The sequence below is a fragment of the Nonomuraea lactucae genome, assembly GCF_003313395.1.
Taxonomy (GTDB): domain Bacteria; phylum Actinomycetota; class Actinomycetes; order Streptosporangiales; family Streptosporangiaceae; genus Nonomuraea; species Nonomuraea lactucae.
In genome coordinates, this window is the sequence record NZ_QNFZ01001051.1 from 1 (window position 1) to 26,044 (window position 26,044).

Here is a 26,044-nt window from a genome sequence, read left to right on the forward strand (position 1 = left end):
CGAGCTGGCGACGGCCGCGCTCGACCTGGCGCACGCCGCTCCGCGCACGACGCCGGCGGAGGCCCACCTGGTGCTCGCCACGGTCGCGCTCGACCTGGGCGGTGACGCCGCCAGGCACCTGGGCACCGCCCGGGGGCTCCTGGAGGCGCTCGACCGGCCGGTGTTCGGCTCCGACAGGCAGGCCGCTCGCTGCTGGCGGGAGCTTGGCGACCTCTACGGCCGGGTCGGTGACCGGGTGCGGCAGACGGGCGCGTATCGTAAGGCTCTGGAAGCGGCGGGTGTGCGTTCCGCGCTGGCAGGCCTGACGGTGGATACCTCGGTTTCCCGTTAGGGAAAAGCTCTGGGGAAGTTCCAGATTTGTGTTCTTCGGTCTGGAATAATTAGGGTCTACCAGTCATTGACTCATAGGATGATTGGTTACCCCCCGGAGGAGGCGGACTGTGAGTCTGCGTACGGCTCAGCGGGCTTCGCTCGTGGACCAGGTGATCGATCAGCTCAAGGAGCAGATCACAGCAGGGTCGTGGCAGATGAACGGCAAGATCCCGACTGAGACCGTGCTCGCGGAGCAGCTCGGGGTCGGTCGCAACACCGTTCGCGAGGCCGTACGCGCGCTGACGCACGCCGGGCTGCTGGAATGCCGCCAAGGCGACGGCACCTACGTCCGGGCCACCAGCGAACTCTCGGGGGCCATGCTCCGTCGGCTCAAGCAGGCGGAGCAGCTCGAGATCCTCGAGGTGCGGCGAGCGCTGGAGGTCGAGTCGGCCCGCCTGGCCGCCACCCGGCGCACCGACGACGACATCAAGCGCATCGAGGCCGCCCTGGCCGAGCGCGACCGCGCGTGGGAGCTCGACGACCCCGACTTCTTCGTGGAGGCCGACTTGGCCTTCCACATGGCGGTCGCGCACGCCACGCACAACCTCGTGCTCATCGACCTCTTCGAGGACTTCTCGGCCGCGCTGCGGGCCAGCATCACGGCCGCCGGGACGTCGCTCAACAAGAGCTACATCCCGCACGACGCCATCGCCCGCGCCATCGCCGCCGGCGACGCCACCGCCGCCGAACGCGCCAGCCACGCCTGCATGGAGCACATCCTGATCGCTCTCACCGAGTCGTGACCGCTTCCCCCTTTAAGGCCGTAAACGCCTTTAAGGCCATCCTTTACGGCACAGCCAACGGCACCCCACCCACCGCACAGGGCTGAGCGCCTCCAGGGAGACGGCCGCTGACCCGCGCGTGGCCGGGCGCCGTCACGGCGTCTCGCCGGCCACGGCCTCCGTGAGGCGGAGAGCCGGGAAGCCCCGCCCCAGCCGCACCATCCCTGCCGCCAAGGGGTGGATCAGACCGGAGCCGCAGTTCGCGGTGAGCCCTGACCCGGAGCCGCAGTTCGCGGTGAGCCCTGACCCGGAGCCGACCGAACCGACCGCCCCCACCGCACCGACCACGGCGACCACGACGACCGGCCCAGGCGCGACGGCCGAGCGCGCGAGAGCCGAGCGGAACAGCCGAGCGGAACAGCCGAGCGCGCGCAAGACCGCCGAGCGCGAAACGGCTGATGACGGCGTGGCCCCGGGGCCCGGTCGAGGCCCCGCACACGGAGGCCGTAGGTGGCGCCTGGCACGCGGTGCCGTAGGTGGCGGCGGGGGTGGTCAGGTGCCCAGGCGTAGGGACATCACGAGGTAGCGGAAGGCGGGCTCGGCGTCGCCCGGCACGTCCTGGATCAGGGCGGGCCTGGTCGGCGACTCCATGTTGATCCGGGCCAGCTCGCTCTCGATGCCCGTGAGGCCGTCGAGCAGGAACTGCGACTGGAACGCGATCTGGATGTCGTCGCCACGCAGCTCGCAGTCGAGCACCTCGGAGCCGCGGCCGATGTCGCCGCCGCCCGCCTGGATGAGCACCTGCCCCTTGCTGAACGACAGCCGGATCGCGGTGTTGCGCTCGGCCACCAGCGCCACCCGCTTGATGGCGTCGGCGAACGGCCCGACCCGCACGTCGGCCCGGATCGACCAGTCGGAGCCGAGCCGGGTGCGGTAGTCGATGAACTGCTCGTCGAGCAGCCGCACGGTGGTGCTGCGGCCGACGCTCTCGAACCCGGCCACCCCGTCGCCCATCGCGATCAGCACCTCGCCGCCGCGCAGCGACTTGGCCACCTCGACCAGCACGCGGGCGGGCACCATGGCCGAGACCGCGACGTCGGGGGCGGCGGGACGCCAGGCGAACTCGCGGGCCGCGATCCGGTAGCGGTCGGTGGCCGCCATCGTGACCGTCTCGCCCTCGATGTCGACCCGGATGCCGGTGAGCATCGGCAGCGTCTCGTCGCGGCTCGACGCGGGCGCGACCTGGCTGACGGCGGAGGCGAACACCCCACCGCCGACGGCTCCGATGCCGGGCGGCATGGTGGGCATGGTCGGGAAGTCCTCGATGGGCATCGTGATCAGCCCGAACTCGGCGCTGCCGCAGGTCAGCACCGCCTCGGGCCCCTCGGTGACGATCTCCACCTCCTCGCCGGGGAGGCTCCGGCTGATCTCGGCGAGCAGCCGGCCGGGGACGAGCACGCCGCCCTCCTCGGCCACGTCGGCGTCGATCCGCGCCTGCGCCGAGACGTCGTAGTCGAACGCGGACAGGCTCAGCTCCTCGCCCGCTTCCAGCAGCAACCCGGAGAGCACGGGCATCACAGGACGGCTGGGGAGGACCCTGGCGGCCCATGCCACCGCGTCCGCCAGGACATCACGGTTAACCCGGATCTTCACCTGATCGACCCTTTCGTCTCGTCCGCCTCCTACGAAGGTAGCCGGTCCCACCGACAAAGCCCGTTCACCGTTGGGGCGGCCTGGGCTGCGGAGACGTCAGCGGCTGTTGAGGTAGGCGAGTACGGCCAGCACGCGGCGGTTGTCGTCGTCGGAGGGCGCGAGGCCGAGCTTGGCGAAGATGCTCGCCGTGTGCTTGGCCACCGCGCTCTCGCTGAGGTGGAGCCGCTGGGAGATGGCCGCGTTGGAGCGGCCCTCGGCCATGGCCCCCAGCACCTCGCGCTCGCGGGGCGTCAGGGCGGCAAGCGGCTCCTCGCGGGCGTTGCTGGCCAGGAGCTTGGCGATGACCTCGGGGTCCATGGCCGTGCCGCCCTCCGCCACCCTGCGGACCGCGTCGACGAACTGGCCGGCGTTGAACACCCGGTCCTTGAGCAGGTAGCCGATCCCGCCGGAGCCGTCGGCCAGCAGCTCGCGGGCGTAGAGCTGCTCGACGTGCTGGGAGAGGACCAGGACGGGCAGTCCCGGCACCTGCGCGCGGGCCGCGAGCGCCGCCTGCAGCCCCTCGTCGGTGAACGTGGGCGGCAGCCGCACGTCCACGACGGACACGTCGGGGCGGAGCTCGATCAGGCCCTTCAGCAGCTCGGGCCCGCTCTCCACGGCGGCCACGACGGTGAAGCCGTGAGCCTGGAGCAGGTGGACCAGCCCGTCCCTGAGCAGGTAGAGGTCCTCGGCGATCAGTACGCGGTTCATCGGCCGTCACAAGGCCGGTTCTCCGTACCGCCAGGTTCCCTGGTGTGACCGACGGGCAGTACGAGGGCGAGCACGTACATGGTGACGCCGAGCGTGACCATGAAGGCGATGACCGGCCACTGCCAGGGCGGAGGCAGGTACAGGGCGAGGAACCAGGCCTTCTCCTCGACGCCGAAGACCTTGAACACAGCCGGGACGAGCCCCTGGGGGAAGAGGGGGCACCAGGCCGTCAGGTAGAGGAAGCCCACCAGCGCCGCCTTCCAGCGGGGCAGCCGGGGCAGCGTCCAGTGCTCGGGCAGCACCCGGCGCAGGTCCAGGGTGACGTTCGTGGGACCGCCTGCCGGACTGCTGATCGCCATCACGCCGTCGAACGCCGCCAGCCGCCGCTCGATGCCCCGCAGGCCGCTGCCCTTGGCGGGGTCGGCGCCGCCCAGGCCGTCGTCGGCCACGGTGACCCGCAGGTCCGGCCCGGCGCCCCTGATGTCGATCGTCGCCGTGTCGGCGCCGCCGTGCCTGGCCGCGTTGGCGAGCAGCTCGCTCACCGCGAAGTAGACCGCCGCCTCGACCGGCGGGTCCGGACGGTGGGCTAAGTCCACCGCGACGCTCACCGGCAGCGCGCTGTCCATGGCCAGGGCCCGCACGGCATCGGCGAGCCCTCGCTCGGCCAGCACCGGCGGGTGGATGCCGCGGATGACCCGGCGCAGCTCGGTCAGCGTGTCGGAGGACGCCTCCCGGGCCTTGCCCAGCAGCGCCCTGGCCGCCGCGGGATCGGAGTCGAGGAGCTCGTCGGCCGCGCCCAGCGTCATGCCGATCGCGACGAGCCTGGCCTGCGTGCCGTCGTGCAGGTCTCGTTCGATCCGGCGCAGCTCGGCGGCCTGCGAGCCGGCGGCGAGGTCGCGTACCCGGTTGAGGTGGGTGACCTGGCTCGCCAGCCGGCTGGCCCTCGTCGCGGAGAGCAGCAGCTCGCACCAGAGCCCGTAGAGGCGCAGCCCCCGGGCGGGAACCGTGAGGAGCACCGGAAGCAGCCCCACCTTGACCAGCGGATCGAGCAGCAGCCACAGGTCGTCGCGCCAGGTCGCGGGGTCGGTTATCAGCCACTTCCACCGGTCGTTCCAGGCGGGGACGCGCGGCGACCTGTAGAGCGTCCGGGCCGAGCGGTACATGCCGTCGGCCCCCGGCCGAGGAGGCGGCGGCTCCGGGAGGTACGGCGAGGCGATCTCGCTGCCCGTCCACTCACCGACCATGCGCCGCGTGTCCTCCGCCAGCCCCCGCACCAGCCGGACCTGCGGCTGGAACAGGAACACCAGGCCCAGCGCGAAGGTGGCGAGCAGCAGGCACAGGGAGAGCACCGTCACCGGCACCTGGACGACGATCAACGCGATCAGCACGCTGACCCGACCCATTCTCACGAGCATGCCTCAAGTGTGCGCGAGCCCGGCCCGCACCGACATTGCACCTAGGTACACCTCTGTCCGGCATCCAGCCCGATTCCGGATGCGGGCCGCGCTTCCTAGCGTCGTATCCATGAAGGTGATCGAGGTCAGGAACCTCCGCAAGCGCTACCACCGCCACGTCGCGGTGGAGGACGTGTCGTTCGAGGTGGCCGAGGGAGAGATCTTCGGCGTCCTCGGCCCCAACGGCGCAGGCAAGACGACCACCGTCGAGTGCGTCGCGGGCCTGCGCGTCCCCGACAGCGGGACCGTGCGGGTGGCCGGGCACGACCCGCACCGCGAGAGGGACGGGCTGCGCCGCGTGCTCGGCGTGCAGCTGCAGAGCGCCGCGCTCCCCGACAAGATCAAGGTGTGGGAGGCCCTGGACCTGTACGCCTCCTTCTATCCCGGCTGCGCCGACTGGAGCGAGCTGATGGAACGGGTCGGGCTCGGCGCGGTGCGGGACACCGCCTTCGCCAAGCTGTCCGGCGGCCAGCGGCAGCGGCTGTCCGTCGCCCTCGCCCTGGTGGGCCGGCCGCGCGTCGCGGTGCTGGACGAGCTCACGACCGGGCTCGACCCGCAGGCGCGCCGGGACACCTGGGAGCTGGTCGAGCAGGTACGCGACTCGGGCGTCACGATCGTGCTGGTCACGCACTTCATGGAGGAGGCCGACCGGCTCTGCGACCGGATCGCGCTGATCGACCGGGGGCGGGTCGTGGCCACCGACACCCCCGCCGGGCTGATCGCCCGGGTGGACGGGAAGCAGCGGCTGAGGTTCCGGCCGTCGGCGCCCGTGGACGACGAGGTCCTGCTGGCGCTGCCGGAGGTGCGCGAGGTGACCCGGAGCGGCGAGCAGCTCACGGTGTCGGGCACCGGGAACCTCGCCCAGGCCGTCACGCTGGCGCTCGCCCGGCACCAGATCATCCCCGCCGACCTGCGCATCGAGCAGGCGAGCCTGGACGACGCGTTCCTCGCGCTCACCGGAAGGAAGCTCTCATGAAGAAGATCCTCGTCGTCGAGTCGAAGCTGTACCTGCGCGACTGGCCCGCCATGCTGTTCAGCATCGTGCTGCCGGTCGCCCTGCTGCTGGTCCTCGGCAGCATCCCCGGCCTGGCCGAGCCCGATCCGAACCTGGCCGGCCAGCGCGTCGTCGACACCCACCTGCCGGCCATGATGATCCTGCTCTCGCTGCTGACTCTGGCGTGCACGGTGCTGCCCGCCTACCTCACCGGGTACCGGGAGCAGGGCGTGCTCAGGCGGATGTCGACCACGCCCGTGCATCCCGGACTGCTGCTGGCGGCGCAGCTCGTCATCAACGTGGTCATCGGCATCGGCACGTCCGCGCTGGTCGTCCTGCTCGGCCGGGTGGTGCTGAACGCGTCGCCGCCCCGGCAGCCGTTCGGGTTCGTGCTCGTCCTGCTGCTGGGCACGGCCGCGCTCATGGCGCTCGGTCTGGTCATCGCCTCGGTGGCGCGCAGTGGGAAGGCCGCGCCGGGCATCGGGTCGGCGGTGATGTTCCCGCTGATGTTCGTGGCGGGCATGTGGTTCCCGCGTGAGGTCATGCCGGAGGCGTTGCGCACGGTCGGCGACTACTCCGTGGCGGGACCGTTCGCCCAGGCGCTGCGCGACACCTGGGCGGGCGGGTGGCCGCAGCCGCTGCACCTGGCCGTGATGGCCGCCGGGCTGCTGGTGTTCGGCGGGCTGGCCGTGCGGCTGTTCCGCTGGGAGTAGGCGGATGGGAGTCAGCGGATGGGAGTCAGCGGCCGGTCTGGTCAGGCCCAGACCGGGCGGGCGCCCGTGACGTTCAGCATCAGCGAGTAGAGCGAGGTGGAGGCCGCGATGAACAGCCTGTTGCGCTTGAGCCCGCCGAACACCAGGTTCGCCACGTGGTCCGGCAGGTGGAGCTTGCCGATCAGCGTGCCGTCCGGGTCGTAGCAGTGCACCGCCTTGCCCGCCGCCGCCCAGACGCGGCCGGTGTCGTCGATCCGCATGCCGTCGTAGGCGTCGCCGGCCGCTCCTTCGGCGAACACCCGGCCGCCCGAGAGCGTGCCGTCGTCGCGCGCCTCGAAGACGCGCAGGTGTCCGCGGTGCGTGTCGGCCACGTACAGCAGCCCCTCGTCCAGCGAGAACGCCAGACCGTTGGGCCGCTCGAGGCCGTCGGCCACGATCCGGACCTCGCCGGTCACCGGATCGGCGCGGTAGACGTGGCAGCCGTCGATCTCCTGCTCGGCCCGCACGCCCTCGTAGTCGCTAGTGATCCCGTACGGCGGGTCGGTGAACCAGACGGAGCCGTCGGAGTGCACGACCGCGTCGTTGGGGCTGTTGAGCCGCCTGCCCTGCCAGCGGTCGGCGATCACGGTGATCGAGCCGTCGTGTTCGGTCCGGGTGACGCGGCGACCGCCCTGCTCGCAGGAGATCAGGCGGCCCTCGCGGTCGAGCGTGTTGCCGTTGACGTAGCCGGAGGGCACGCGGAACGGGCCCACGGCACCGGTCATCTCGTCCCAGCGCAGCATCCGGTCGTTGGGGATGTCGCTCCATGCCAGGAAACGCCCTGCGGGAAAGTAAACCGGCCCTTCGGCCCAGCGGGTGCCGGAGTAGAGCCGTTCGACCACGTCGTCGCCCGCCACCCGGGCGAACCGCTCGTCCAGCACCTCGAACTCAGTGGGGATCGTGTCCATCATGCCCGCAGCAAACCGCACCACGAGATCCAGAGGAAGCAGGAGCGGGTCCGCAAGCCGCGCGAGCGGGGCTTCGAGCGGCCGAGCGATCCTCAAGTATCCTTGAGGTCATGACGAGGGCAGCATGGCACTCCAAGGAGCTGACCGTCGGGCAGCTCGCCGAGCGGAGCGGGGTCGCCGTGTCGGCCCTCCACTTCTACGAGGCCAAGGGCCTCATCGCCAGCCGCCGCACGGCGGGCAACCAGCGCCGCTACACCCGCGACACGCTGCGCAGGGTCGCGTTCATCCGGCTGGCCCAGCGCCTCGGCATCCCCCTCAAGACCATCAAGGACGCCCTGGCCGCGCTGCCCGAGGAGCGCACCCCCACGCGCGACGACTGGGCCCAGCTCTCCGCCGCCTGGCGGGCCGAGCTCGACGACCGCATCGAGCAGCTCCAGCGGCTGCGCGACGACCTCACCGAGTGCATCGGCTGCGGCTGCCTCTCGCTCGACCGGTGCGCGCTGGCCAACCCGCACGACCGGCTGGGCGAGGAGGGCCCCGGCGCCCGGCGCATCGACACTCGGCTCTGCCCGACCCACGACTGCCGCCCCGCACCCGCGGCGAGCTGACTCGCGGTCATCCGATGGCGGACCGGTCCTTCGCCGGAGGCACGATGAGGGTCGGGCGGCGCGCGTGGTGCAGCACGTGGTTGGAGACGCTGCCCAGCAGCACCGATCGGGCTCCGGCCAGCCCCCGCGACCCCGTCACGATCACGGAGGCGTTCACCTCGTCGGCGACGTCCACGATCGTCTTCCAGATCGACTCCCTGTCGGCCACAGCGCGGTGGGTGACATCGGTGAGCCCCGACGCGGTCGCCAGCTCGGCCCCCTCCTTCGCGTGCCGCTCCGCCTGCGCCCGCCACTCACCGTCCGACCCGTCCGACCCGTACGGCCCGTTCGGCCCGTTCGGGAGAACCGCGGCACCGGCCAGCGGATATCTTCTCAGCTGCACCAGCAGCGGCTCCCACACGGTGAGGACGACCGTCGGCTCGGCTGCCAGGTGCTCGGCCGCGAACTCGATCGCGGCGCGCGAGTCCGCCGAGCCGTCATAGGCGACGAGGATGGTCATGGCGTGCACTCCCTTCGCTGTGCCTTCACCTGTTGCAGCGCGGGACGGAACAGCCGCGATTCCGCGGCGGCGCTGTCTGGTGTGTCACATCCCAGGGCGGTGCTCAGTGCTGGGCCATGTCCACGAACCGGCTGTAGTGGCCCTGGAACGCCACCGTGACGGTCGCTGTCGGGCCGTTGCGGTGCTTGGCCACGATGAGATCGGCCTCGCCCGCCCTCGGCGACTCGCGTTCGTAGGCGTCCTCCCGGTGGAGCAGGATGACCATGTCGGCGTCCTGCTCGATGGAGTTGTGCAGGCTGATGCCGTTGGCGACGAAGTTGTGCGTGCCCAGCACCGTGGCGTCGTAGACGGGCTGCTCGCCCAGCGGCTCGATGGAGGCGATCTCGTCCCAGAAGACGTCGTTCGTGGCCAGCAGGTCGAGGTCCGCGTCGTCGAGGACCGCCGCCACCCTGCCGATGCGTTCGCGGCTCGGCTGGGCGGGCTCCCGGTCGTCGAGCGCGGCCCGTACGCCGTGCCAGACCTGACGCGGCACCGACCCGAGGCCGGTGTGGCCCGTGACGCCGCGCAGGCGCTCGGCGCACTCGACCGCGCTCGCGTGATCGCCTCCGGGCGTGCCGATCCCGTCGAGGAACCGGAGCTGGTCTTCGACCTCGTGGACGAGCAACCGGTGCGCCGGGCGATCTCCGCCGCGCACCTCCTCCACCTTGGTCATCACGTTGAAACGCAGGAGGAGCCGGGCCACGTCGTCGACCAGCCGCCTGCTGGCGGAGGAGTAGCCGATGTGGGCCCGGCCGTCGCGATCGTCCCACCGCACCGAGCCGCCGGCCGTCCAGAGCTGCCGCAGGAAGAGCGCGGCCTGCGCCTTCGGCAGCGAGAACAGCCCTCCGGGCAGCCCGTCGCGGGCGAGACGGGCCAGGACGGCCAGCTCGTCCTCCTCCCGCGGGACGATGTCCAGCGGTGGCGGCACATGGCGCGGCACCGCCACCTGTGACCCCGGTGCCAGGCGCTCCAGCGCGGCCCAGCCGTCGTAGGTGAGGAAGGGGTGGTTGGCCGTGGCCTCCACCTCCCGGCCCGAACGCAGCCGGACGCGGTGGACCTGCCTGACCCCGCTCTCGAAGACGTGCGTCAGCGTGCGCGGCACCAGCTTCAGCCGGTCGTCGAGGGACCAGACCGGGATGTCACGGGCCCCCGACGCGAGCAGCTCACCGAGAGAGACCTCCGCGCCCGTGTCGGCCCGCATGATCCGCGTGGCGGCGGTCAGGCACCCCGACTCGCGCAGGTCGCTGACCTGGGGGCGTTTGTCCGTGCGCTGCTCGGGGCCGCGGTTGAGCTGGGAGATCGCGATGACCGGCACCTCGAGCTCCTTGGCCAGGAGCTTGATGGCACGGGAGATCTCCGACACCTCGTTCTGGCGGCTCTCGCTCTTCTTCGGCGAGCTCATCAGCTGGAGGTAGTCGATGATCACGAACCGCAGGTCGTTGCGTTGCTTGAGCCGCCGGCACTTGGCCCGGATCTCCATCATCGACATGTTGGGCGAGTCGTCGATGAACAGCGGCGCCTCCGCCACCTCGCTCATACGCCGCGCGAGCCTGGTCCAGTCGTCGTCGCCCATCATCCCGGACCGCATCGCGTGCAGCGCCACCCGCGCCTCCGCCGACAGCAGGCGCATCGTGATCTCGTTGCGGGACATCTCCAGCGAGAAGATGACCGTGGTCATCCCATGCTTGATCGCCGCGGAACGGGCGAAGTCCAGGCCGAGGGTGCTGTTGTGCGTGGGGATGCAGGCTCGGCTCGCGAGGTACATGTGGTCGGCGCTGTCCACCTCGACGCAGCGGACGGCCCGCGACTCGACCGGCCGGACGTCGACGATGTGGCGGACGTCCACTGTGCGACGGGCGCGCGCCGTGATCGTGTAGCGGGTGGACCACGCCCCGGCCTCGTCCCTGACCGGCTCGGTGCGCATCGTCGCCAGGTAGCCGAGACTCAGGGCCAGGTCGTGCACGTCGCGGGCGAGCCGCCGGTCGGTCACGGCGAGCCGGATCCGCCCGTCACGGTCGACGTGGCCGCCCGAGTCGAGCAGACCGGCCAGGAGGTCGCGGCGCTGCCGCTCCGAGGCCCGGAGGTAGACCGGCGGAACGTGCCCGTCCCCGAGCCCGCCGAGCGAGCGCGGGCCGCCGCTCGACCGGGCCGCCGCGCTCTCCCCGTCGCCGAGCCAGGCCCCGAGCGTGTACGGCGGGAGCGGAAGATCGCGCTCATCGAGCTGGAAGGCCGCGGCCACCGCGACCGCGGGCCGGGCGCCGTCCGTGGCACTCCTCAACGTGGCCGCGATCTCCTCCGTGGTGACCACATCGGCGGCATCCCACTCGTGGCGTCGGACCGAGCCGCCCACAGCCACCGGGACCTCACCGCCCCTGCCGCCCGCGAGACCCTCGCCGCCCACGGCGACCCCGCCGCCTACGGGGACCCGCCGTCGCATCGGGTGCGGGGTCCGCCGTCGCGCCAGGTGCGGGGGCCGCCACCCGGGAGCGGACTTCCCGGTCGCTCGGGCGGTGGTGCGCCATTGGTGCTGGGCGTCGGCGACGATCACCGTGCCGTCGCTGAACTCCACCTCGTAGCACCGCCGGCCGTACATGATCTCGGTGGCCGCGACGACGCGGGTCGGCCTGCCGTCGGCGCCGATCAGCCGGTCGCCCACCCGGACCTCGCCCATCGTCGTCCAGCCGGACGGCGTGGGAAGGGGGGTGTCGAGGGCCAGCGCCTTGCCGATCGCGGGCCGGGCGGCCACGACGATCATCTGGCCCGGGTGGAGGCCGTTGGTGAGCTGGTCGAGATCCTGGAAGCCGGTGGGGACGCCGACCATCTGGCCGCCGCGGCTGCCGATGGCCTCCAGCTCGTCGAGGGCGCCCGGCATGATGTCGGCCAGCGGGGCGTAGTCCTCGGACGTGCGGCGCTCGGTGACCTTGTAGATCTCGGCCTGCGCCCGGTCGACCAGGTCGTCGACCTCCTCGTTCTGACCGCCGTAGCCGTAGGAGACGATGCGCGTGCCTGCCTCGATGAGGCGGCGGAGGATGGCCTGCTCGCGGACGATCTTCGCGTAGTAGCCGGCGTTGGCGGCCGTGGGCACGACGGCGGTCAGCGTGTGGAGGTAGGCGGCGCCGCCGACCCTGGCCATCTCGCCGCGCTTCTGCAGCTCGTCGAAGACGGTGACGGCGTCGGCAGGCTCGCCCCTGCCGTAGAGGTCGGTGACGACGTCGTAGATCATCTGGTGGGCCGGGCGGTAGAAGTCGTCGGACCTGATGATCTCGACGACGTCCGCGATGGCGTCCTTGGACAGCAGCATGCCGCCTAGGACCGACTGCTCCGCCTCGATGTTGTTGGGCGGCGTGCGCTCGAAACCGGGACCTGCGCCGGTCTCCTCGTCAATGCTCACCGCACCCCCTCAACACCTTGCGGCGGTCGCACCACCCCCACTTGTAGTCGACCGGGCTGACAGTTTCGCCGGTTCGCGGGCCGGCGGCAACGCGGCCTGTGGATAACCCTGTGGTCAAGCTGTGCACTATCGCGCCCAGGGTGTGAAAGCACTGTGGACGAAGCTGGGGATAACTCGGAGGCCCATCCAGGACACCACCTCTGACCAGGCACAACAGTGTCCACCGGTTGTGGAGGAAAGAAAGTTGGCCCGAGATGCCGGGTAATGGACATAATTGGCAAATGCCCATTACACGCCAGGACAAGGAGATTCTCCGGCTAGCGGTGCCCGCGTTCGGCGCGCTGGTCGCGGAGCCGCTGTTCCTGCTGGCCGACTACGCGATCGTGGGCCACGGGCTCGGCACCACCGCGGTCGGCGCGCTCGGCGTGGCCGGCGCGGTCCTGGCGACGATGGTGAACCTCTGCGTCTTCCTCGCGTACGGCACCACCGCGTCCGTGGCGCGGCAGACCGGGGCGGGCAACCACGCGCGGGCCATGCGCGGCGGCGTGGACGGCATCTGGCTCGCCCTGGCCATCGGGGTCGCGCTCATCGTGACCTGCTGGCCCGTCGCCCCGGCCCTCGTCGGCCTGTTCGGCGCGCCTCCCGGCCAGAGCGAGGAGGCCGTCACCTACCTGCGGATCAGCCTGCTCGGCGCGCCCGGCATGCTCGTGGTGCTGGCGGGCACCGGCGTGCTGCGCGGGCTGCAGGACACGGTCACCCCGCTGGCCGTCGCGGTGGGCTCCTTCGCGCTCAACGCCGCGCTGAACGCCTGGTTCGTGCTCGGCCTGGACTGGGGCATCGCGGGGTCCGCCTGGGGCACCGTGCTGGCGCAGACGCTCGGGGCCGCCGTCTACGTGGCCGTGGTGGTCAGGGGCGCGCGACGGCTGGGCACGCCGCTCCGTCCGGACCCGGCCGGGGTCAGGCAGGCGGGCACGGCCGGCGCCGCCCTGCTCATCCGCACCGTCAGCCTGCGCGTCGTCCTGGTCGTGGCCACCGTGGTGGCCACCAGGATGGGCGAGGCCGAGCTGGCCGCCTACGCCATCGCCACGCAACTGTGGACGCTCCTCGCCTTCGCCCTGGACGCCATCGCGATCGCCGGCCAGGCCATCACCGGCCGCACGCTCGGCGCCGGCGACGCGGCCGCCACCAGGGAGGCGACCGGGCGCATGGTGCGGTGGGGCGTCTGGTCGGGCGTCCTGCTGGGCGCGCTCGTCATCGCGGCCAGGCCGCTGCTGCCGGGGCTGTTCGACGCCGACCCGCAGGTGACCGAGCAGTTGCTGGCCGTGCTGTGGCCGGTGGCGCTGTTCCAGCCCGTCTGCGGCGTGGTGTTCGTGCTCGACGGGGTACTGATCGGCGCGGGCGACCAGCGTTACCTCGCGTGGGCGGGCGTGTGGACGACGCTGGCCTACCTGCCGGCCGCCTTCCTGGCGGCCGATCTCGGCATCGTTGCTCTTTGGTGCGCGCTGGGGCTGTGGATGTTCGCACGTTTGGTCACGCTGGTACGGCGAGCCGCCGGCACTGCATGGCTGGTGACCGGGGCGTAATCGTCCTGTGCTTGCTGTCGCATGGCTGGTGAGGCAGTGTGGGCGAGTTCCATGAGCGGAGTGTGCCTTTTGTCCACGATTCTCCGACGTCTTCCGCCCAGCGAGGCCACCGGTCTGCGCACGGGGGCCCGGCACAGTCTTGCCGAGCTCTACCGGCCGGCCGACCTCGTCGTGCTCGGGCTGGGCGTGATGATCGGCGCGGGCATCTTCAGCATCGCGGGCAGGCAGGCCGCGACCATGGCCGGTCCGGGCGTCATCCTCTCCTTCATGATCGCGGGCATCGCCAGCCTCCTCGCGTGCTTGTGCTATGCCGAGCTGTCGTCCACGATGCCTACCTCGGGGAGCGCCTACACCTTCACCTATGTCATCTTCGGCGAGGTCTGGGCGTGGATCATCGGCTGGGCGCTGATCCTTGAGCTACAGCTCGCCGCGGCCGTGGTCGCCCGGGCGTGGGGCGAGCTCACGGTCCGGGCGATCACCAACTTCGGGGTGCGCCTTCCTTACCAGGGGCTCGTCGTCGACCTCCTGGTCTTACTGATCCTCGCGCTGCTCACCGGCATCGTGGCGCTCAACGCCCGGATCGGGCTGCGCACGCTGTGGATCGTGGTGGCGGCCAAACTGCTGGCCATCGGCGCCGTCATCGTCGTGGGAGCCATGCACGTCCGGGCCGCGAACTTCGGCGACTTCCACGCCGAACCCAAGCCGGTGGCCGAGCCGTCCGCGACCGTGCTGAACGTGTTCCTCGGGCAGAGCGACGCGTTCGGCTGGTTCGGCATCTTCGCGGCGGCGCCGGCCATCGCGTTCGCCTACATCGGGTTCGACATCGTGGCCACCGCGGCGGAGGAGACCGTCAACGCGCCCCGCGCCGTGCCGGGAGGCATGATCCGCAGCCTGATCATCACCACGATCATCTACATCTCGGTGGCCGTGGTCATGGTGGGCATCGTCCCGTACACGAAGATCTCCCTCGACGCGCCCCTGTCCAGCGCGTTCCGCGGCGTGGGCGTCGACTGGATGGTGCACGTCATCGACATCGGCGCCGTGCTCGGGCTGACGACGGTGATCCTCGTGCTGCTGGTCGGGCAGACGCGGGTCATGTTCTCGATGGCCCGCGACGGCCTGATCCCGCGGGGCCTGGCCACCATCAGCCGCCGCTACCACACGCCGTCGCGGGTGACGCTGGTGATCGGCGGCATCGCGATCCTGCTGGCCGAGTTCGCGCCGGTGTTCACGCTCGAACAGCTGGTGGTGATGGGGGCGCTGTTCGCGTTCCTGTTCGTGGCGGCGGGCGTGATCGTGATGCGCCGCCGGATGCCGCACCTCGATCGCGGCTTCAGCGTGCCGCTCTCACCGCTGGTGCCGGCCCTCTCCCTGGCGGCGACGCTCTGGCTCATGGTGAACCTGCACGTGATCACCTGGGCGTGGTTCGTCCTGTGGATGGCCTTCGGCCTGCTCGTCTACCTCGGGTACGGCAGGCGTCACAGCCTGCTCGCCCCGCCGAGGGAACCCAGCGCCCTCGGGCGGGGACGGCATCGGCGCTAGAACCTCCCGGCTTCGAGCACGGCGCGCAGGAAGTCTCTGGTGCGGGCGTGCTCGGGATCGCTGAAGATCTTCTCTGGCGGCCCCTTCTCCAGCACGACACCGCCGTCGAGGAAGCAGACCGTGTCCGAGATGTCACGGCAGAAGCCCATCTCGTGCGTCGTGAGGATCATCGTCATGCCGTTCTGCTTGAGCTCCCGGATGATCTCCAGCACCTCGGCGACGAGCGCCGGGTCGAGCGCCGAGGTGACCTCGTCGAGCAGCATCAGCCGCGGCTGGGTGGCCAGCGCCCGGATGATGGCCACCCGCTGCTGCTGGCCGCCGGAGAGCTGGTCGGGGTACGCGCGGGCCTTGCCCGCCAGCCCGAACCTGCCCAGCAGGTCGTGCGCCTCCTCCTCCGCCCGTGCCCTCGGCACCCCGTGCACCCGTCGCGGCGCGAGCGTGATGTTGTCGAGGACCGTCATGTGCGGGAACAGGTTGAACGCCTGGAACACGATGCCCAGCCGCCTGCGCACGCCGTCGACGTCCACCCGCGGGTCGGTGATGTCCTCGCCCTCCAGGAGGATCACGCCGTCGTCGACCGTTTCGAGCAGGTTGACGCAGCGCAGCAGCGTGGACTTGCCGGACCCGGAGGCGCCGATGAGGCTGACCACCTCGTGGGGGCGCACCTCCAGGTCGACGCCGCGCAGCACGCTGTGACCCTCGAAGTTCTTCCACACGCCGTCGATCGTCAGCAGGCTCATGCCCCCCGCCTCCTCCTCGTGCGCTCGGCCAGGTGGTCGGTGAACCTGGCCATGGGGATGGTGAGCAGGATGAACAGCAGCGCGGCCACCAGATAGGGCGTGTAGTTGAACTTGCCGGCCGCGTAGATCTGCGCCTGGCGCAGCGCCTCCAGCGGGCCGATCGTCGCCACCAGCGCGGTGTCCTTCTGGAGCGAGACGAAGTCGTTCAGCAGCGGGGGCACGACACGGCGGGTTGCCTGGGGCAGCACGACGAAGCGCATGGTCTTCGCGTGGCTGAGGCCGAGCGAGCGGGCGGCGGCGACCTGGCTGGGGTGGACCGAGTCGATCCCCGAGCGGAACACCTCGGCGACGTACGCGCCGTAGGAAAGGGTCAGCGCGATGATGCCCAGCGTGGCCAGGTCGGTGGGAATGCCCTGCAGCCGGAGAGCGGGCAGCCCGAACCCGATCAAGTAGATGATCAGAATGGTGGGCACGCCGCGGAAGACGTCGGTGTAGAGCGTGGCCAGCGCCCGGATCGGGAAGAACGCCGGCGACTTGACCCCCCTGGCCAGCGCGACCAGCAGGCCGACCACCAGGATCAGCACCTCGGCGATCAGGAAGATCTTGATGTTGAGCAGGAAGCCGCTGAGCACGTCCGGCAACGCGCTGACGAACGCCTCGGAGTCGAAGAATGCGTCCTGCACCCGTGGCCAGCCCGGCGCGTTGGTGACGAGGACCACCGCCAGGACGATGAACACCACGGTGGAGGCGGTCGCGATCGAGGTGGAACGGCGGGCCCGCGACCTGCGGGCCCGCTCGCGCGCCAGCTGCCGTTCGCTCTTCACCCAGGCCGGTCCGGCGGGCAGGTCGCTCATCGGGGCTGGGGAGCCGGTCGTCACTTCAGCTCGGGCGCGCCGGCCGCCGAGCCGAGCCACTGCTGCTCGATCTTGGCCAGCTCGCCCTTGGACTTGAGCGCGTCGACGGCCTTGTCCACGCACGGCTTGAGCGCGCTGCCCTTCTCCATGACCAGGCCGAACTCCTCCGGCGTGCCGCCCGTCGCGCCGAACTGGCCGACGATCTTGGAGTTCTCGACCTGGGCGGCCGTCACGTAGAACGCCGTGGGCAGGTCCACGACGATCGCGTCGACCTGCTTGTTCTTCAGGGCGTTGACGGCGTCGATCTGGTCGTTGTAGACGTTCGGGTCGGCGGCCGGCTTGATGACGTCCTTGACCGCGCTGAGCGAGGTGGTGCCGACCTGGACCCCGATCTTGGCGTCCTTGAGGTCGGCCAGGCTCTTCGCCCCGGCGTACTTGCCGCCGTCCATCGCCACGACCGCCTGCTTGACCGTGTAGTAGCCGTTGCTGAAGTCGACCGCCTTGGCCCGGTCAGGGGTGATCGAGACCTGGTTGACGTCGAAGTCGAACTGCTTGGCGCCCGGAGCGAACGCCGAGTCGAACTTGACCGTGCTCCACTGCACCTCGTCGCGGTCGAAACCCAGCTCCCCCGCCACCGCGAACGCCACGGCGCTCTCGAAGCCCTGGCCGTTGGAGGGCTCGTCGTCCTTGAACCACGGTTCGTAGGCCGGCTTGTCGGTGCCGATCGTCAGCTTGCCGGCGTTGACGAGCTTGAGCTGGTCCTTGCCGCACGCGATGGACGTGGCGGGGGCGGCGGTGCCCGAGGGAGTCGCGGTGTTGTCGACGGGTGCGCACGCGACGGCCGCCGCCGCAAGCGCACCCAGCGCGAGCAGCATCGAGGGACGGACCATGGGTGGTGCCTCCAGGGGGACGTGAGAAGAACGAGCTGATTCTACGCTGCGCGACTAGGGAATATGGCCCCACCTGGGCCTACCGTCCCCCTTGCCCCTTTACGCCCTCCGGCTCCCAGCCTGGGGCGACGGGCCCGCGCCGCCGTAAGAGCGCGGGCGCGCGAGGGCGGGGACAGTGAAGCGGCCCCCTCTCCCGGAAAGGAGAGGGGGCCGCTTGGGCCGAGGGTGTCAGCCGGCGACGACCTCGACGTCGACCGAGGCCGAGACCTCCGGGTGCAGCTTGACGCTGACCTTGTGGGAGCCGACGCTCTTGATCGGGTTGACGATCTCGATGCGGCGGCGGTCGAGGACGGGGCCGCCGGCGGCCTTGACCGCGTCGGCGATGTCGCCCGTGGTGACCGAGCCGAACAGGCGGCCGGAGTCGCCCGCGCGGGTGGTGAGCCGGACGCGCAGGGCGCCGAGCCGGCCGGCGACCTCCTTGGCCGTGCCCAGGTCGCGGATCTCGCGAGCGTCACGAGCCTTCTTGATGGACTCGATCTGCTTCTCGGCGCCGCGCGTCCAACGCATGGCGAAGCCGCGCGGGATGAGGTAGTTGCGGCCGTAGCCGTCCTTGACCTCGACGACGTCGCCGGGGGCGCCGAGGCCGGAGACCTCGTTGGTGAGGATGAGCTTCATGTCGACAGACCTCCTTAGCGCGCGGTGCTCGTGTAAGGCAGCAGGGCCACCTCACGGGCGTTCTTGATCGCGGTCGCCACGTCGCGCTGGTGCTGGGTGCAGTTGCCCGTCACGCGGCGCGCACGGATCTTGCCGCGGTCGGAGATGAACTTCCGCAGCAGCGCCGTGTCCTTGTAGTCGACATAGGAGATCTTGTCGTGGCAGAACAGGCAAACCTTCTTCTTGGGCTTGCGCAGTGCCGGCTTGGCCATCGTGGTGCTCCTTTCAGAGCCCCGCCGTCAAGCGGGAATGGTCTCGGACTGGTGAACTGGATCTAGAAAGGCGGTTCGTCGCTGAAGTCGCCGCCGCCGAAGCCACCGCTCTGCTGGCCTCCGCCCTGCTGGCCACCGCCACCGCCGCCGAAGCCACCGCCCCCCTGGGGCGGAGCGGGCGTGGCCGAGGCCCACGGGTCGTCAGCCGGGCCGCCGCCGAAGCCACCGCCGCCGCCCCCCTGGCGGGAGGTGCGGTTGACCTTGGCGGTGGCGTTGCGCAGAGAGGGGCCGACCTCGTCGACCTCGACCTCGTAGACCGTGCGCTTCTCGCCTTCCTTGGTCTCATAGGACCTTTGCTTGAGCCGCCCCTGCACGATGACCCGCATGCCGCGCTGGAGGCTCTCGGCGGCGTTCTCCGCCGCCTGCCGCCACACGTTGCAGGTCAGGAAGAGGCTCTCGCCGTCTTTCCACTCGTTGGTCTGGCGATCCATGAACCGCGGAGTGGACGCGATGCGGAACCGGGCCACCGCTTGCCCCGTCGGGGTGAAGCGCAGCTCCGGGTCGTCGACAAGGTTGCCGACGATGGTGATTACGGTGTCGCCTGCTGCCATGGCCAGCGCTCGCCTTCCTGCACGCCTTCGCTTTGGTTACGGCTCAGAGTACGGCCGCCGCCCGACAAAAAGCCGGGCAACGAGCTGGTTAGTGCACGTCGGGGCGGAGAACCTTGGTACGCAGGATGCCCTCGTTGAGGTTCATCTGCCGGTCGAGCTCCTTGACCGTCGCGGGCTCCGCGGACAGGTCGATGACGGCGTAGATGCCTTCGGACTTCTTGTCGATGTCGTAGGCGAGACGGCGACGGCCCCAGACGTCGACCTTCTCCACGGTGCCGCCGTCGTTGCGGACCACGGTGAGGAACTGGTCGAGGGACGGCGCGACGGTGCGCTCATCGAGCGAAGGGTCCAGGATGACCATTACTTCGTAACGACGCATACGGGACTCCAACCTCCTCTGGACTCTTGCGGTCACGACGCTCTGCCGTGACAGGAGGACGCTGACGCTTCGGCCCTGGCGCCCCTTTCGGCGCCCGGGGTGACGGATGGCCCGTCACAACGCAGCTTGCACAGGTTACCAGCCGAGCACAGGTGGGAAGGCCTGTAGGGAACAAGGGGGTGATAGTTGTGCCACACATCCTTCAACCTTCCGAAAACGAGCGGTTCAGGCTCACGCTCAACACCGACGGGCGACCCCACCCGGTCGAGAACATCCTGGCGGTGGCCACATTCCTCCTGGGCCTCGTGGCGTTCGTCTCGACGTTCTTCCCCAGCGGTCACATGATCGCCTCGTGGGCCGGCGCGCTCGGCTTCGGCACGGGCCTCTACTCCCAGTACATCTCCGCGACCACCGCGCAGCGCTCCCTCAACATCATCGGGCTGGTGGCGTCGTTCGTCGGCGTGGCGCTCGGCATCGCCCGCGGCGGCTTCCTCCCCTGACAGGACCGATGAGACGGCCCCGGCGAGCCGGGGCCGTCGACTTGCGGGCGACCCACCGACCTGCGGGCCTACCGGATGCCGGGGTCATCCTCCGAGATGCAGGTCCACACCGAGCAGGACGAGGAACCACAGGAAGACCGCGAGCAGGGCCTCGGCGACGTCCCTGAGAACGGCCGGGGTGATGTAGTCGTACACCCAGGCCACGTAGATGCCTATCACGACGTAGATCAAGAAGACTAACGAGCGCCAGCGCCAGCGGGCCATATTCGTTCTCCTCCGTAGGGGGGCGTGCTGCCGGGACTGCCCTGGTACGGAGCCTCCAAACGGATAGGCTCGGTGACATGGTGCCCATCGGAGCTCATGTCGGTCAGGACGATCCCGCGGCCCACGCAGCCGCGGTCGGGGCCGAGGTGGTGCAGTTCTTCCTCGGCGACCCACAGGGCTACGACAAGCCCGTGCTGCCGGCCACGCCGGTGCCGGGAGTCGACATCTACATCCACGCGCCCTACCTGATCAACGTGGCCACGACCAACAACCGGATCAGGATCCCCAGCCGCAAGCTGCTCGCCCAGCACCTCGAGGCCGCGGCCGGCCTCGGGGCCAAGGGCCTGATCGTGCACGGCGGCCACGTCAACAAGAACGACGACCCGCAGGCCGGCTTCGACAACTGGCGCAAGGTGTTCGAGCGGCTGGAGTGCCCCATCCCGGTGCTCATCGAGAACACCGCGGGCGGCGGCAACGCGATGGCCCGCAAGCTGGAGCGCATCGCCCGGCTGTGGGACGCGCTCGATGGGTTCGACGTGGGGTTCTGCCTCGACACCTGCCACGCGCACGCCGGCGGCGAGGACCTCGTCGACCTGGTCGAGCGGGTCAAGGCGATCACCGGCCGCATCGACCTGGTCCACTGCAACGACTCGCGCGACGAGTTCGACTCGGGCGCCGACCGGCACGCCAACCTCGGCCAGGGCCGGATCGACCCGGAGCTGATCCTGGCGGTGTGCCGGGCGGCCGGAGCGCCGATCGTCGTGGAGACGCCGGCCGAGGGGCAGGCCGAGGACATCGCCTTCCTGAGGAAGAACCTGTAGGGAAAACACACAGCCTGTGGATAACTTCCCTGGATTACCGATCCACGGAAGCGGGTAGAGAGATCACCCCGCCCACGCGCCGCTGAGGAAGCGGACCGTGTCCAGCACCATGAGCGGCCCGGCCACCGCCGCGTAGACGACGATCACCCACCGCCTTCCGGTGGCGAGGCGAGCCAGCGCCACCCACAGCGGAAACCACAGCAGCAGCATGCGCGGGATCGACAGGTAGTACGCCGAGGCCATCAAGGCCGCGGCCTGGAGGCCGGTGTAGACGACCTCGCTCCACCGGCGCATGACCAGCAGCCAGACCAGCACCGCCACCGTCAGCACCGCGCCGGCGATCTCCATGCGGAAGGCGACGGCGAAGTCGTCCGTGCCCATGGCCGCGCTCCACGTGGTGCTCCAGGATTTCCACGGCCACACCAGTTCCCTGCCCCACCCGGCCTCCTGGGCGTGCTTCCACGCGAGCCAGTCGCCCGAACGGGTGTAGTGGTAGTACGAGTACGCCACCAGCGGCAGGAACGGCACGAGCAGCCACGGCGCCTGCCGCCGGCCCACCGCTCCCCCCTCCACGGGGACGGCCCGCGACCGGCCCGTGACGAACTCCACCACCAGCGCGATCGCGAGGAACAGGCCCGTGATGCGCACGCAGGAGGCGCCCGCGCCGAGCGCGGCGGCGAGCGGCCAGCGGCCCTGCCGGGCGGCGAGCCAGGCGGGGATCGCGAAGGCCAGGAACAGCGACTCGCTGTATCCGGCGGCCAGGAACACGGCCGTCGGGAAGAGCAGCAGCCCCAGCACGGCGATCCAGCCGGAGGCGCCCTCCAGCTCGGCCAGCCGGGCCAGCGCCACCATGGCGACCGCCCCGGCCACCAGCGAGATGACCAGCCCGGACGCCGTCCAGTCGGGCACCACCAGGTGGACCAACCGCAGCGCCACCGGCAGGCCGGGGAAGAAGGCGGGCAGCCCCGCGTCCGGCGGCCGGCCGGGATCGCCGTCATAGCCGTGCTGGGCGATCGTGATGAACAGCCCGGCATCCCACTGTTTCCATTTGCCGACATAGTCGGATAAGGCGATCCCGAGCAGCGTCGCCACCAGTAGCCCGACGCGCGAGGACAGCCACAGCAGCAGGGCGTCGCGGCCGGGTGAGCGGGTGATCACCGGACCGACGGAGCCAGCGTGAACCGGTCGGGCGCCTCGTCGAACACGCCGCCCCCCTGGTCGTCCAGGTCGCCCCGCCGTACGAGGTCCTTGTGCGGACGGAGGATGTCGCGCACCACGAACGCCATCATGATGCCGATCGTGAGGACGCGGCCCCAGACGGCGGTGAAGTAGGTGTCATCGCCGATCCCCAGATCGTCGCGGTCGAGCGGAGGCTGGGAGAGCAGATAGAGCCAGATCGCGAAGAAGTACCACACCTCGGCGACCTGCCACAGCGCGAGCGGCTTCCAGTTCGGCCTGGCGAGCACGGCCAGCGGCACCAGCCACAGCACGAACTGCGGCGACCAGACCTTGTTCGTCATCATGAACGCGGCCAGCGTCAGGAAGCAGATCTGCGCCAGCCGCGGCCTGCGCGGCGCGGCCAGCGTGAGGACCGCGATGCCCAGGCACAGGACGGCCAGCGAGGCCACGCCGAGCGCGCTGACGTCCGCCTCGCCGAGCACGGGCCAGCCCTTGGTCTGGAAGAACAGCCACGGCGAGCCCCAGTCGACCCCGCGCTCCTGGGAGAAGACGTAGAACCTGCGCCAGCCGTCCCAGGCCAGCACCATGAACGGCACGTTCACCACCAGCCAGGCGGCCACGGCCGAGCCCATGGTCACGAGGAACGGCCGCCAGCGCGCGGTGCGCAGGGTGAGCAGGAAGAGCGCGCCCACGAACATCAGCGGGTAGAACTTGGTCGCGATCGCCAGCCCGAGCAGCACCCCGGCCAGCGCCTGACGGCGCCGCGCCCAGGCCAGCAGCATGCCCATGGACAGCGCGCCGGCGACCAGGTCCCAGTTGATGTAGGCGGCCAGGACGACCGAGGGGGCGAGCGCGTACCACAGGGCGTCCCAGCGCCGGGTCGGCCCGGCCACCGCGGCCATCAGCAGGACGCCGGCCACCAGGCAGATCCCCAGGAACACGACCGTGGCGTCATAGAACCAGACTGCCTGGGCGGCTTCGCGGGCGGGATCGCGCACGCCGCGGATGGGCTCGATCCAGCGGGCCAGCCAGCTGAACGCCTGCATGACCTCGCCGAGCACCACGGGATACTCGATGTGCTGGTCGAAGGGCACCTGCGCGAAGTAGGGGTTCTGGCTCGACAGCTGCCGGCTGAAGTAGAGCGGGTAGATGTCGGTGTAGCAGAAGTTGGTGTAGGTCGATACCTGGTTGTTCCAGGCGCCGGTCCGGCAGGGCAGGCGGAAGACGTAGGCGAGGGTCGCCCCCAGGGCCGCGAGCACTCCCAGGGGCAGGTACGGCACGGCCCGCGCGGTCAGCGGCGGGCGCAGCTCCGTGCTCGCCTTCACCGGGTCTCACGCCGGGCCGGCGCCGGCTCCGGATACGTCGCCATCGGCAGGGCGCCGCCGGAGCCGCCGCCCAGCAGGTTGCCTCCGTCGTCGACCGCCGGGTCCTGGTTGGGGTCGACGCTGACGATCTCGTCGCCGTCGCACGGGGCGATGGCGCAGGTGGCGTTGGGGTCCTGATCGTTCTCGAGCGGATCGGCGGTGGCCGTAGGCGTGGGGACGGGCTTGGGCGCGAGGTCCTCGGTGATGCCGGTGTCGGCCCGCTCCGGGAACTGCTCGACCTTCTCCCCCTTCATGGCCTCGGCCATGAAGGACTTCCAGATGGCCGCGGAGTAGCTGCCGCCCTGGAACCCGCTGCCCAGCGGCTTCTCCTTCACCGTGCTGTAGGGGTTCTGCGGGGTGTAGCGCTTGCTCTTGCCCTTGGCCCACGGGCAGTTGTCGTGGACCGGCTGGACGATCTTGCCGGTCCGGGTCCTGCACTCCTGGCGGAACATGCCGACCGAGGCCGACAGCTGCGGCGTGAAGCCGACGAACCATGCTTCCTTGTTGTCGTTGTTCGTGCCGGTCTTGCCGGCCACCGGCCGGTCGTAGAGCGCGGCGCTCCGGCCGGTGCCCTGCTTGACCACGGCCTGCAGCGCGGTGGTGGCGTCGGCGGCGGCGTCCGGCGAGATCACGTTGGCGGGCGTCTTGCGCTCGCTGATCTTGATCCGGTTCTCCTTGTCGCGCACCTGGACGACGACGTGGTTGTCGAAGTGCTTGCCGCCGTTGGCGAAGATCGAGTAGCCGCCCGCCTGCTCTACCGCGGTCACCTCGCTACTGCCGATCGTCAACAGGAAGTGCTGGTTGTCGCGGGTGCGCTCCAGCCTTTCCTTGCTGAGCCCGGCCTTGGAGGCGATCTCGATCACCTTGTCCAGGCCGACCTTCTCGCCCATCTTCGCGTAGGCGGTGTTGATCGAGTCGGCCGTCGCGGTGACCACGTCGACGGCCGAGGCCCCGAAGGCGTGGGAGTTGTCGATCGGGGTCGTGCCTTCGAGCTTGACCGGGCCCTTGGTCGGCACGTAGCTCCTGAGGCTGTAGCCGGAGTCGAGCCACGCGGCGAGTACGTACGGCTTGAAGGCCGAGGCCGCCTGCTTCTGCGAGAGGAAGGCGTCGTTCCACTGGTCCTTGGCGTAGTCGTCGCCGCCGTAGAAGGCGCGGATCCGGCCGTTGGTCGGGTCGACGGCCGCGAGACTCACCTGGATCTCCGGGGAGAAGCCGGCGGTGTGCTTGTGCACCGCGTCCTTCGCCGCGAGCATGAGCCGCCGGTCGAACGACGAGTAGATCTTGTAGCCGCCCTTCTCGACGTCCCCCCTGCTGAGCCCGCGGGTCTCCAGCTCGTCGAGCACGGCCTGGACCATGTAGCCCGTCAGGCCCTTGAAGTAGTCCTTCGTCGTGTACTTCGCGCGCTCCGGCGACTTCGGCGACTTGGCGGGCAGCCCGCCGTAGGCGGCGGGGTCGAGCTTGGCCATCTGGTCGATGACGTACTTGTAGCGGAACTCCGTGTCGCCCGTCTTCCCGGCGGCCTCGGCGCGGTCGAAGGCGTCGGGGTTCTGGATGCGGCCGGCGAGGTAGGCGGCCTGCTCGGACGTCAGCTTCTGCACCGGCCTCTTGAAGAAGGCCTCGGCCGCCGCGCCGATGCCGTAGGCGCCCCGGCCGAAGTAGATGGTGTTGAGGTACTGCTCGAGGATCTGCTCCTTGCGGAGCTGCTTGTTGAGCTTGACCGCGACGAAGATCTCCTTGATCTTCCGCTGCACGGTCCGCTCCTGGGAGAGGCCGTCGTAGTAGTTGCGGGCCATCTGCTGGGTGATCGTGGAGGCGCCCTGCACCTGCGCGCCGGAGGCCGTGCTCCACAGCGAACGCAGCATGCCGGAGAACGAGATGCCGGAGTCCTCACGGAAGGAGCTGTTCTCGGCGGCGATGACCGCGTCCTGGACGTGGCGCGGGATCTGCTCGTACTTCACCGGGATGCGCTTGACGCCGAGCTTGGCCAGGATCCTGTTGTTCTTGTGGTTGTTGTCGCCGTCGTCGTAGTAGATGACGCTGCCCTGGTCGTCGACGCCGTCCTGGACCTGCGCCTCGGTGGGCACGGGCATGTTGGCGTACGCGACCGCGATCATGCCGAAGAGGCCGGCCGCGAGCACCGCGAAGCCGGCCATGACGATCTTCCAGCTGGGGATGAACCGGCGCCAGCTCGGCCGTTCGCCGCCGCCACCGCGCGGCTTGTCGGGACCCCCCGGGCCGCCGGGGCCGCCGCC

General features: G+C 70.5%; 26 protein-coding genes and 1 pseudogene. 9 read left to right on the top strand and 18 right to left on the bottom strand.

The genetic code is table 11. The annotated features are described in order from the left end of the window. Positions 1-331 (top strand): annotated as a pseudogene (locus DQW85_RS40495) (helix-turn-helix domain-containing protein); the annotation flags it as partial. 109 nt (positions 332-440) lie between these two features. Continuing rightward, positions 441-1,115, top strand: a complete 675-nt coding sequence (locus DQW85_RS40500) for a FadR/GntR family transcriptional regulator (protein WP_113705032.1) — start codon at positions 441-443, stop codon at positions 1,113-1,115. 132 nt (positions 1,116-1,247) lie between these two features. On the opposite strand, the gene DQW85_RS40505 is transcribed toward DQW85_RS40500, so the two are convergent. The 4 genes from DQW85_RS40505 to DQW85_RS40520 form a co-directional block, all read right to left on the bottom strand. Continuing rightward, positions 1,248-1,529 (bottom strand): hypothetical protein, encoded by a 282-nt coding sequence (locus tag DQW85_RS40505; RefSeq protein ID WP_162795770.1) that lies wholly within the window; start codon positions 1,527-1,529, stop codon positions 1,248-1,250. 117 nt (positions 1,530-1,646) lie between these two features. Further along, a complete protein-coding gene (dnaN, locus tag DQW85_RS40510; RefSeq protein WP_113705034.1) occupies positions 1,647-2,747 on the bottom strand; it encodes a DNA polymerase III subunit beta in 1,101 nt (366 codons plus the stop codon). A gap of 96 nt (positions 2,748-2,843) precedes the next feature. Beyond that, entirely contained in the window at positions 2,844-3,494 is a 651-nt protein-coding gene (locus tag DQW85_RS40515; RefSeq protein ID WP_113705035.1) for a response regulator transcription factor, read from the bottom strand. Next, positions 3,491-4,909, bottom strand: a complete 1,419-nt coding sequence (locus DQW85_RS40520) for a sensor histidine kinase (protein ID WP_205315786.1) — start codon at positions 4,907-4,909, stop codon at positions 3,491-3,493. Before DQW85_RS40520 ends, DQW85_RS40515 begins: the two co-directional genes overlap by 4 nt. Before the next feature lie 109 nt (positions 4,910-5,018). Between DQW85_RS40520 and DQW85_RS40525 the strand changes: the two genes are divergently transcribed. Together DQW85_RS40525 and DQW85_RS40530 are read left to right on the top strand one after the other, a co-directional pair. After that, positions 5,019-5,924: an ABC transporter ATP-binding protein gene (locus DQW85_RS40525; protein WP_113705037.1), complete on the top strand. Its 906-nt coding sequence runs from the start codon at positions 5,019-5,021 to the stop codon at positions 5,922-5,924. Further along, the gene (locus DQW85_RS40530) at positions 5,921-6,655 is read left to right on the top strand and encodes an ABC transporter permease (RefSeq protein ID WP_113705038.1); all 735 of its coding nucleotides are present in this window, start codon (positions 5,921-5,923) and stop codon (positions 6,653-6,655) included. The genes DQW85_RS40525 and DQW85_RS40530 overlap by 4 nt, the downstream gene beginning before the upstream one ends. 41 nt (positions 6,656-6,696) lie before the next feature. Here the strand turns inward: DQW85_RS40530 and DQW85_RS40535 are convergent, their stop codons facing one another. Further along, entirely contained in the window at positions 6,697-7,605 is a 909-nt protein-coding gene (locus DQW85_RS40535; RefSeq protein WP_240197740.1) for an SMP-30/gluconolactonase/LRE family protein, read from the bottom strand. A 107-nt stretch (positions 7,606-7,712) separates the two neighbouring features. Between DQW85_RS40535 and soxR the strand changes: the two genes are divergently transcribed. Further along, positions 7,713-8,210 carry a redox-sensitive transcriptional activator SoxR gene (gene soxR / locus DQW85_RS40540; RefSeq protein WP_113705039.1) on the top strand — a complete coding sequence of 166 codons (498 nt, stop codon included), beginning with the start codon at positions 7,713-7,715 and terminating at the stop codon, positions 8,208-8,210. A 7-nt stretch (positions 8,211-8,217) separates the two neighbouring features. Here the strand turns inward: soxR and DQW85_RS40545 are convergent, their stop codons facing one another. Next, entirely contained in the window at positions 8,218-8,709 is a 492-nt protein-coding gene (locus tag DQW85_RS40545; RefSeq protein WP_113705040.1) for a universal stress protein, read from the bottom strand. 103 nt (positions 8,710-8,812) lie between these two features. Next, positions 8,813-12,139, bottom strand: a complete 3,327-nt coding sequence (dnaB, locus tag DQW85_RS40550) for a replicative DNA helicase (protein WP_113705041.1) — start codon at positions 12,137-12,139, stop codon at positions 8,813-8,815. 281 nt (positions 12,140-12,420) lie between these two features. On the opposite strand from dnaB, the gene DQW85_RS40555 reads away from it, so the two are divergent. Continuing rightward, complete coding sequence (locus DQW85_RS40555; protein WP_113705042.1) at positions 12,421-13,722, top strand: MATE family efflux transporter; 1,302 nt, start codon at positions 12,421-12,423, stop codon at positions 13,720-13,722. 69 nt (positions 13,723-13,791) lie between these two features. Continuing rightward, entirely contained in the window at positions 13,792-15,264 is a 1,473-nt protein-coding gene (locus DQW85_RS40560) for an APC family permease (RefSeq protein ID WP_240197741.1), read from the top strand. On the opposite strand, the gene DQW85_RS40565 is transcribed toward DQW85_RS40560, so the two are convergent. The 7 genes from DQW85_RS40565 to rpsF all read right to left on the bottom strand — a co-directional run bounded on the left by DQW85_RS40565 (position 15,261) and on the right by rpsF (position 19,664). Next, a complete protein-coding gene (locus DQW85_RS40565) occupies positions 15,261-16,004 on the bottom strand; it encodes an amino acid ABC transporter ATP-binding protein (RefSeq protein ID WP_113705044.1) in 744 nt (247 codons plus the stop codon). The two genes, DQW85_RS40560 and DQW85_RS40565, sit on opposite strands and share 4 nt — an antisense overlap. Continuing rightward, positions 16,001-16,858, bottom strand: a complete 858-nt coding sequence (locus DQW85_RS40570) for an amino acid ABC transporter permease (RefSeq protein ID WP_113705045.1) — start codon at positions 16,856-16,858, stop codon at positions 16,001-16,003. The genes DQW85_RS40565 and DQW85_RS40570 overlap by 4 nt, the downstream gene beginning before the upstream one ends. A gap of 20 nt (positions 16,859-16,878) precedes the next feature. Then, on the bottom strand, positions 16,879-17,748 hold the full coding sequence (locus DQW85_RS40575; RefSeq protein ID WP_113705046.1) for an ABC transporter substrate-binding protein: 870 nt from the start codon (positions 17,746-17,748) through the stop codon (positions 16,879-16,881). A 228-nt stretch (positions 17,749-17,976) separates the two neighbouring features. Continuing rightward, positions 17,977-18,423, bottom strand: a complete 447-nt coding sequence (gene rplI, locus DQW85_RS40580) for a 50S ribosomal protein L9 (RefSeq protein WP_113705047.1) — start codon at positions 18,421-18,423, stop codon at positions 17,977-17,979. Positions 18,424-18,437: 14 nt separating this feature from the next. Further along, on the bottom strand, positions 18,438-18,674 hold the full coding sequence (gene rpsR, locus DQW85_RS40585) for a 30S ribosomal protein S18 (protein WP_020543048.1): 237 nt from the start codon (positions 18,672-18,674) through the stop codon (positions 18,438-18,440). A gap of 62 nt (positions 18,675-18,736) precedes the next feature. Beyond that, positions 18,737-19,285 carry a single-stranded DNA-binding protein gene (locus DQW85_RS40590; RefSeq protein ID WP_113705048.1) on the bottom strand — a complete coding sequence of 183 codons (549 nt, stop codon included), beginning with the start codon at positions 19,283-19,285 and terminating at the stop codon, positions 18,737-18,739. 88 nt (positions 19,286-19,373) lie between these two features. Further along, positions 19,374-19,664: a 30S ribosomal protein S6 gene (gene rpsF / locus DQW85_RS40595; protein ID WP_026214314.1), complete on the bottom strand. Its 291-nt coding sequence runs from the start codon at positions 19,662-19,664 to the stop codon at positions 19,374-19,376. A gap of 281 nt (positions 19,665-19,945) precedes the next feature. On the opposite strand from rpsF, the gene DQW85_RS40600 reads away from it, so the two are divergent. After that, positions 19,946-20,164, top strand: coding sequence for a hypothetical protein (locus DQW85_RS40600; protein ID WP_240197742.1), 219 nt, complete (start codon positions 19,946-19,948; stop codon positions 20,162-20,164). Positions 20,165-20,248: 84 nt separating this feature from the next. On the opposite strand, the gene DQW85_RS40605 is transcribed toward DQW85_RS40600, so the two are convergent. Further along, on the bottom strand, positions 20,249-20,428 hold the full coding sequence (locus tag DQW85_RS40605; protein WP_113705049.1) for a hypothetical protein: 180 nt from the start codon (positions 20,426-20,428) through the stop codon (positions 20,249-20,251). A gap of 77 nt (positions 20,429-20,505) precedes the next feature. Here DQW85_RS40605 and DQW85_RS40610 point away from each other — a divergent pair, with 77 nt between their 5' ends. After that, positions 20,506-21,249 carry a deoxyribonuclease IV gene (locus tag DQW85_RS40610; RefSeq protein ID WP_205315787.1) on the top strand — a complete coding sequence of 248 codons (744 nt, stop codon included), beginning with the start codon at positions 20,506-20,508 and terminating at the stop codon, positions 21,247-21,249. A 63-nt stretch (positions 21,250-21,312) separates the two neighbouring features. Here the strand turns inward: DQW85_RS40610 and DQW85_RS40615 are convergent, their stop codons facing one another. The 3 genes from DQW85_RS40615 to DQW85_RS40625 all read right to left on the bottom strand — a co-directional run. Beyond that, positions 21,313-22,407, bottom strand: coding sequence for a mannosyltransferase family protein (locus DQW85_RS40615; protein ID WP_113705050.1), 1,095 nt, complete (start codon positions 22,405-22,407; stop codon positions 21,313-21,315). After that, positions 22,404-23,753 (bottom strand): glycosyltransferase family 87 protein, encoded by a 1,350-nt coding sequence (locus DQW85_RS40620; protein WP_240197743.1) that lies wholly within the window; start codon positions 23,751-23,753, stop codon positions 22,404-22,406. Before DQW85_RS40620 ends, DQW85_RS40615 begins: the two co-directional genes overlap by 4 nt. Beyond that, on the bottom strand, positions 23,750-26,044 hold a 2,295-nt coding region (locus tag DQW85_RS40625), incomplete at its 5' end, for a transglycosylase domain-containing protein (protein WP_162795771.1). The genes DQW85_RS40625 and DQW85_RS40620, both read right to left, overlap by 4 nt.

Bases quoted from the DNA above. Each gene is read 5' to 3' on its own strand.
- DQW85_RS40515 (WP_113705035.1), bottom strand. From the start codon at position 3,494: ATGAACCGCGTACTGATCGCCGAGGACCTCTACCTGCTCAGGGACGGG.
- DQW85_RS40520 (WP_205315786.1), bottom strand. From the start codon at position 4,909: ATGCTCGTGAGAATGGGTCGGGTCAGCGTGCTGATCGCGTTGATCGTC.
- DQW85_RS40525 (WP_113705037.1), top strand. From the start codon at position 5,019: ATGAAGGTGATCGAGGTCAGGAACCTCCGCAAGCGCTACCACCGCCAC.
- DQW85_RS40530 (WP_113705038.1), top strand. From the start codon at position 5,921: ATGAAGAAGATCCTCGTCGTCGAGTCGAAGCTGTACCTGCGCGACTGG.
- DQW85_RS40535 (WP_240197740.1), bottom strand. From the start codon at position 7,605: ATGATGGACACGATCCCCACTGAGTTCGAGGTGCTGGACGAGCGGTTC.
- soxR (WP_113705039.1), top strand. From the start codon at position 7,713: ATGACGAGGGCAGCATGGCACTCCAAGGAGCTGACCGTCGGGCAGCTC.
- DQW85_RS40545 (WP_113705040.1), bottom strand. From the start codon at position 8,709: ATGACCATCCTCGTCGCCTATGACGGCTCGGCGGACTCGCGCGCCGCG.
- DQW85_RS40555 (WP_113705042.1), top strand. From the start codon at position 12,421: ATGCCCATTACACGCCAGGACAAGGAGATTCTCCGGCTAGCGGTGCCC.
- DQW85_RS40565 (WP_113705044.1), bottom strand. From the start codon at position 16,004: ATGAGCCTGCTGACGATCGACGGCGTGTGGAAGAACTTCGAGGGTCAC.
- DQW85_RS40570 (WP_113705045.1), bottom strand. From the start codon at position 16,858: ATGAGCGACCTGCCCGCCGGACCGGCCTGGGTGAAGAGCGAACGGCAG.
- DQW85_RS40575 (WP_113705046.1), bottom strand. From the start codon at position 17,748: ATGGTCCGTCCCTCGATGCTGCTCGCGCTGGGTGCGCTTGCGGCGGCG.
- rplI (WP_113705047.1), bottom strand. From the start codon at position 18,423: ATGAAGCTCATCCTCACCAACGAGGTCTCCGGCCTCGGCGCCCCCGGC.
- rpsR (WP_020543048.1), bottom strand. From the start codon at position 18,674: ATGGCCAAGCCGGCACTGCGCAAGCCCAAGAAGAAGGTTTGCCTGTTC.
- DQW85_RS40590 (WP_113705048.1), bottom strand. From the start codon at position 19,285: ATGGCAGCAGGCGACACCGTAATCACCATCGTCGGCAACCTTGTCGAC.
- rpsF (WP_026214314.1), bottom strand. From the start codon at position 19,664: ATGCGTCGTTACGAAGTAATGGTCATCCTGGACCCTTCGCTCGATGAG.
- DQW85_RS40605 (WP_113705049.1), bottom strand. From the start codon at position 20,428: ATGGCCCGCTGGCGCTGGCGCTCGTTAGTCTTCTTGATCTACGTCGTG.
- DQW85_RS40610 (WP_205315787.1), top strand. From the start codon at position 20,506: ATGGTGCCCATCGGAGCTCATGTCGGTCAGGACGATCCCGCGGCCCAC.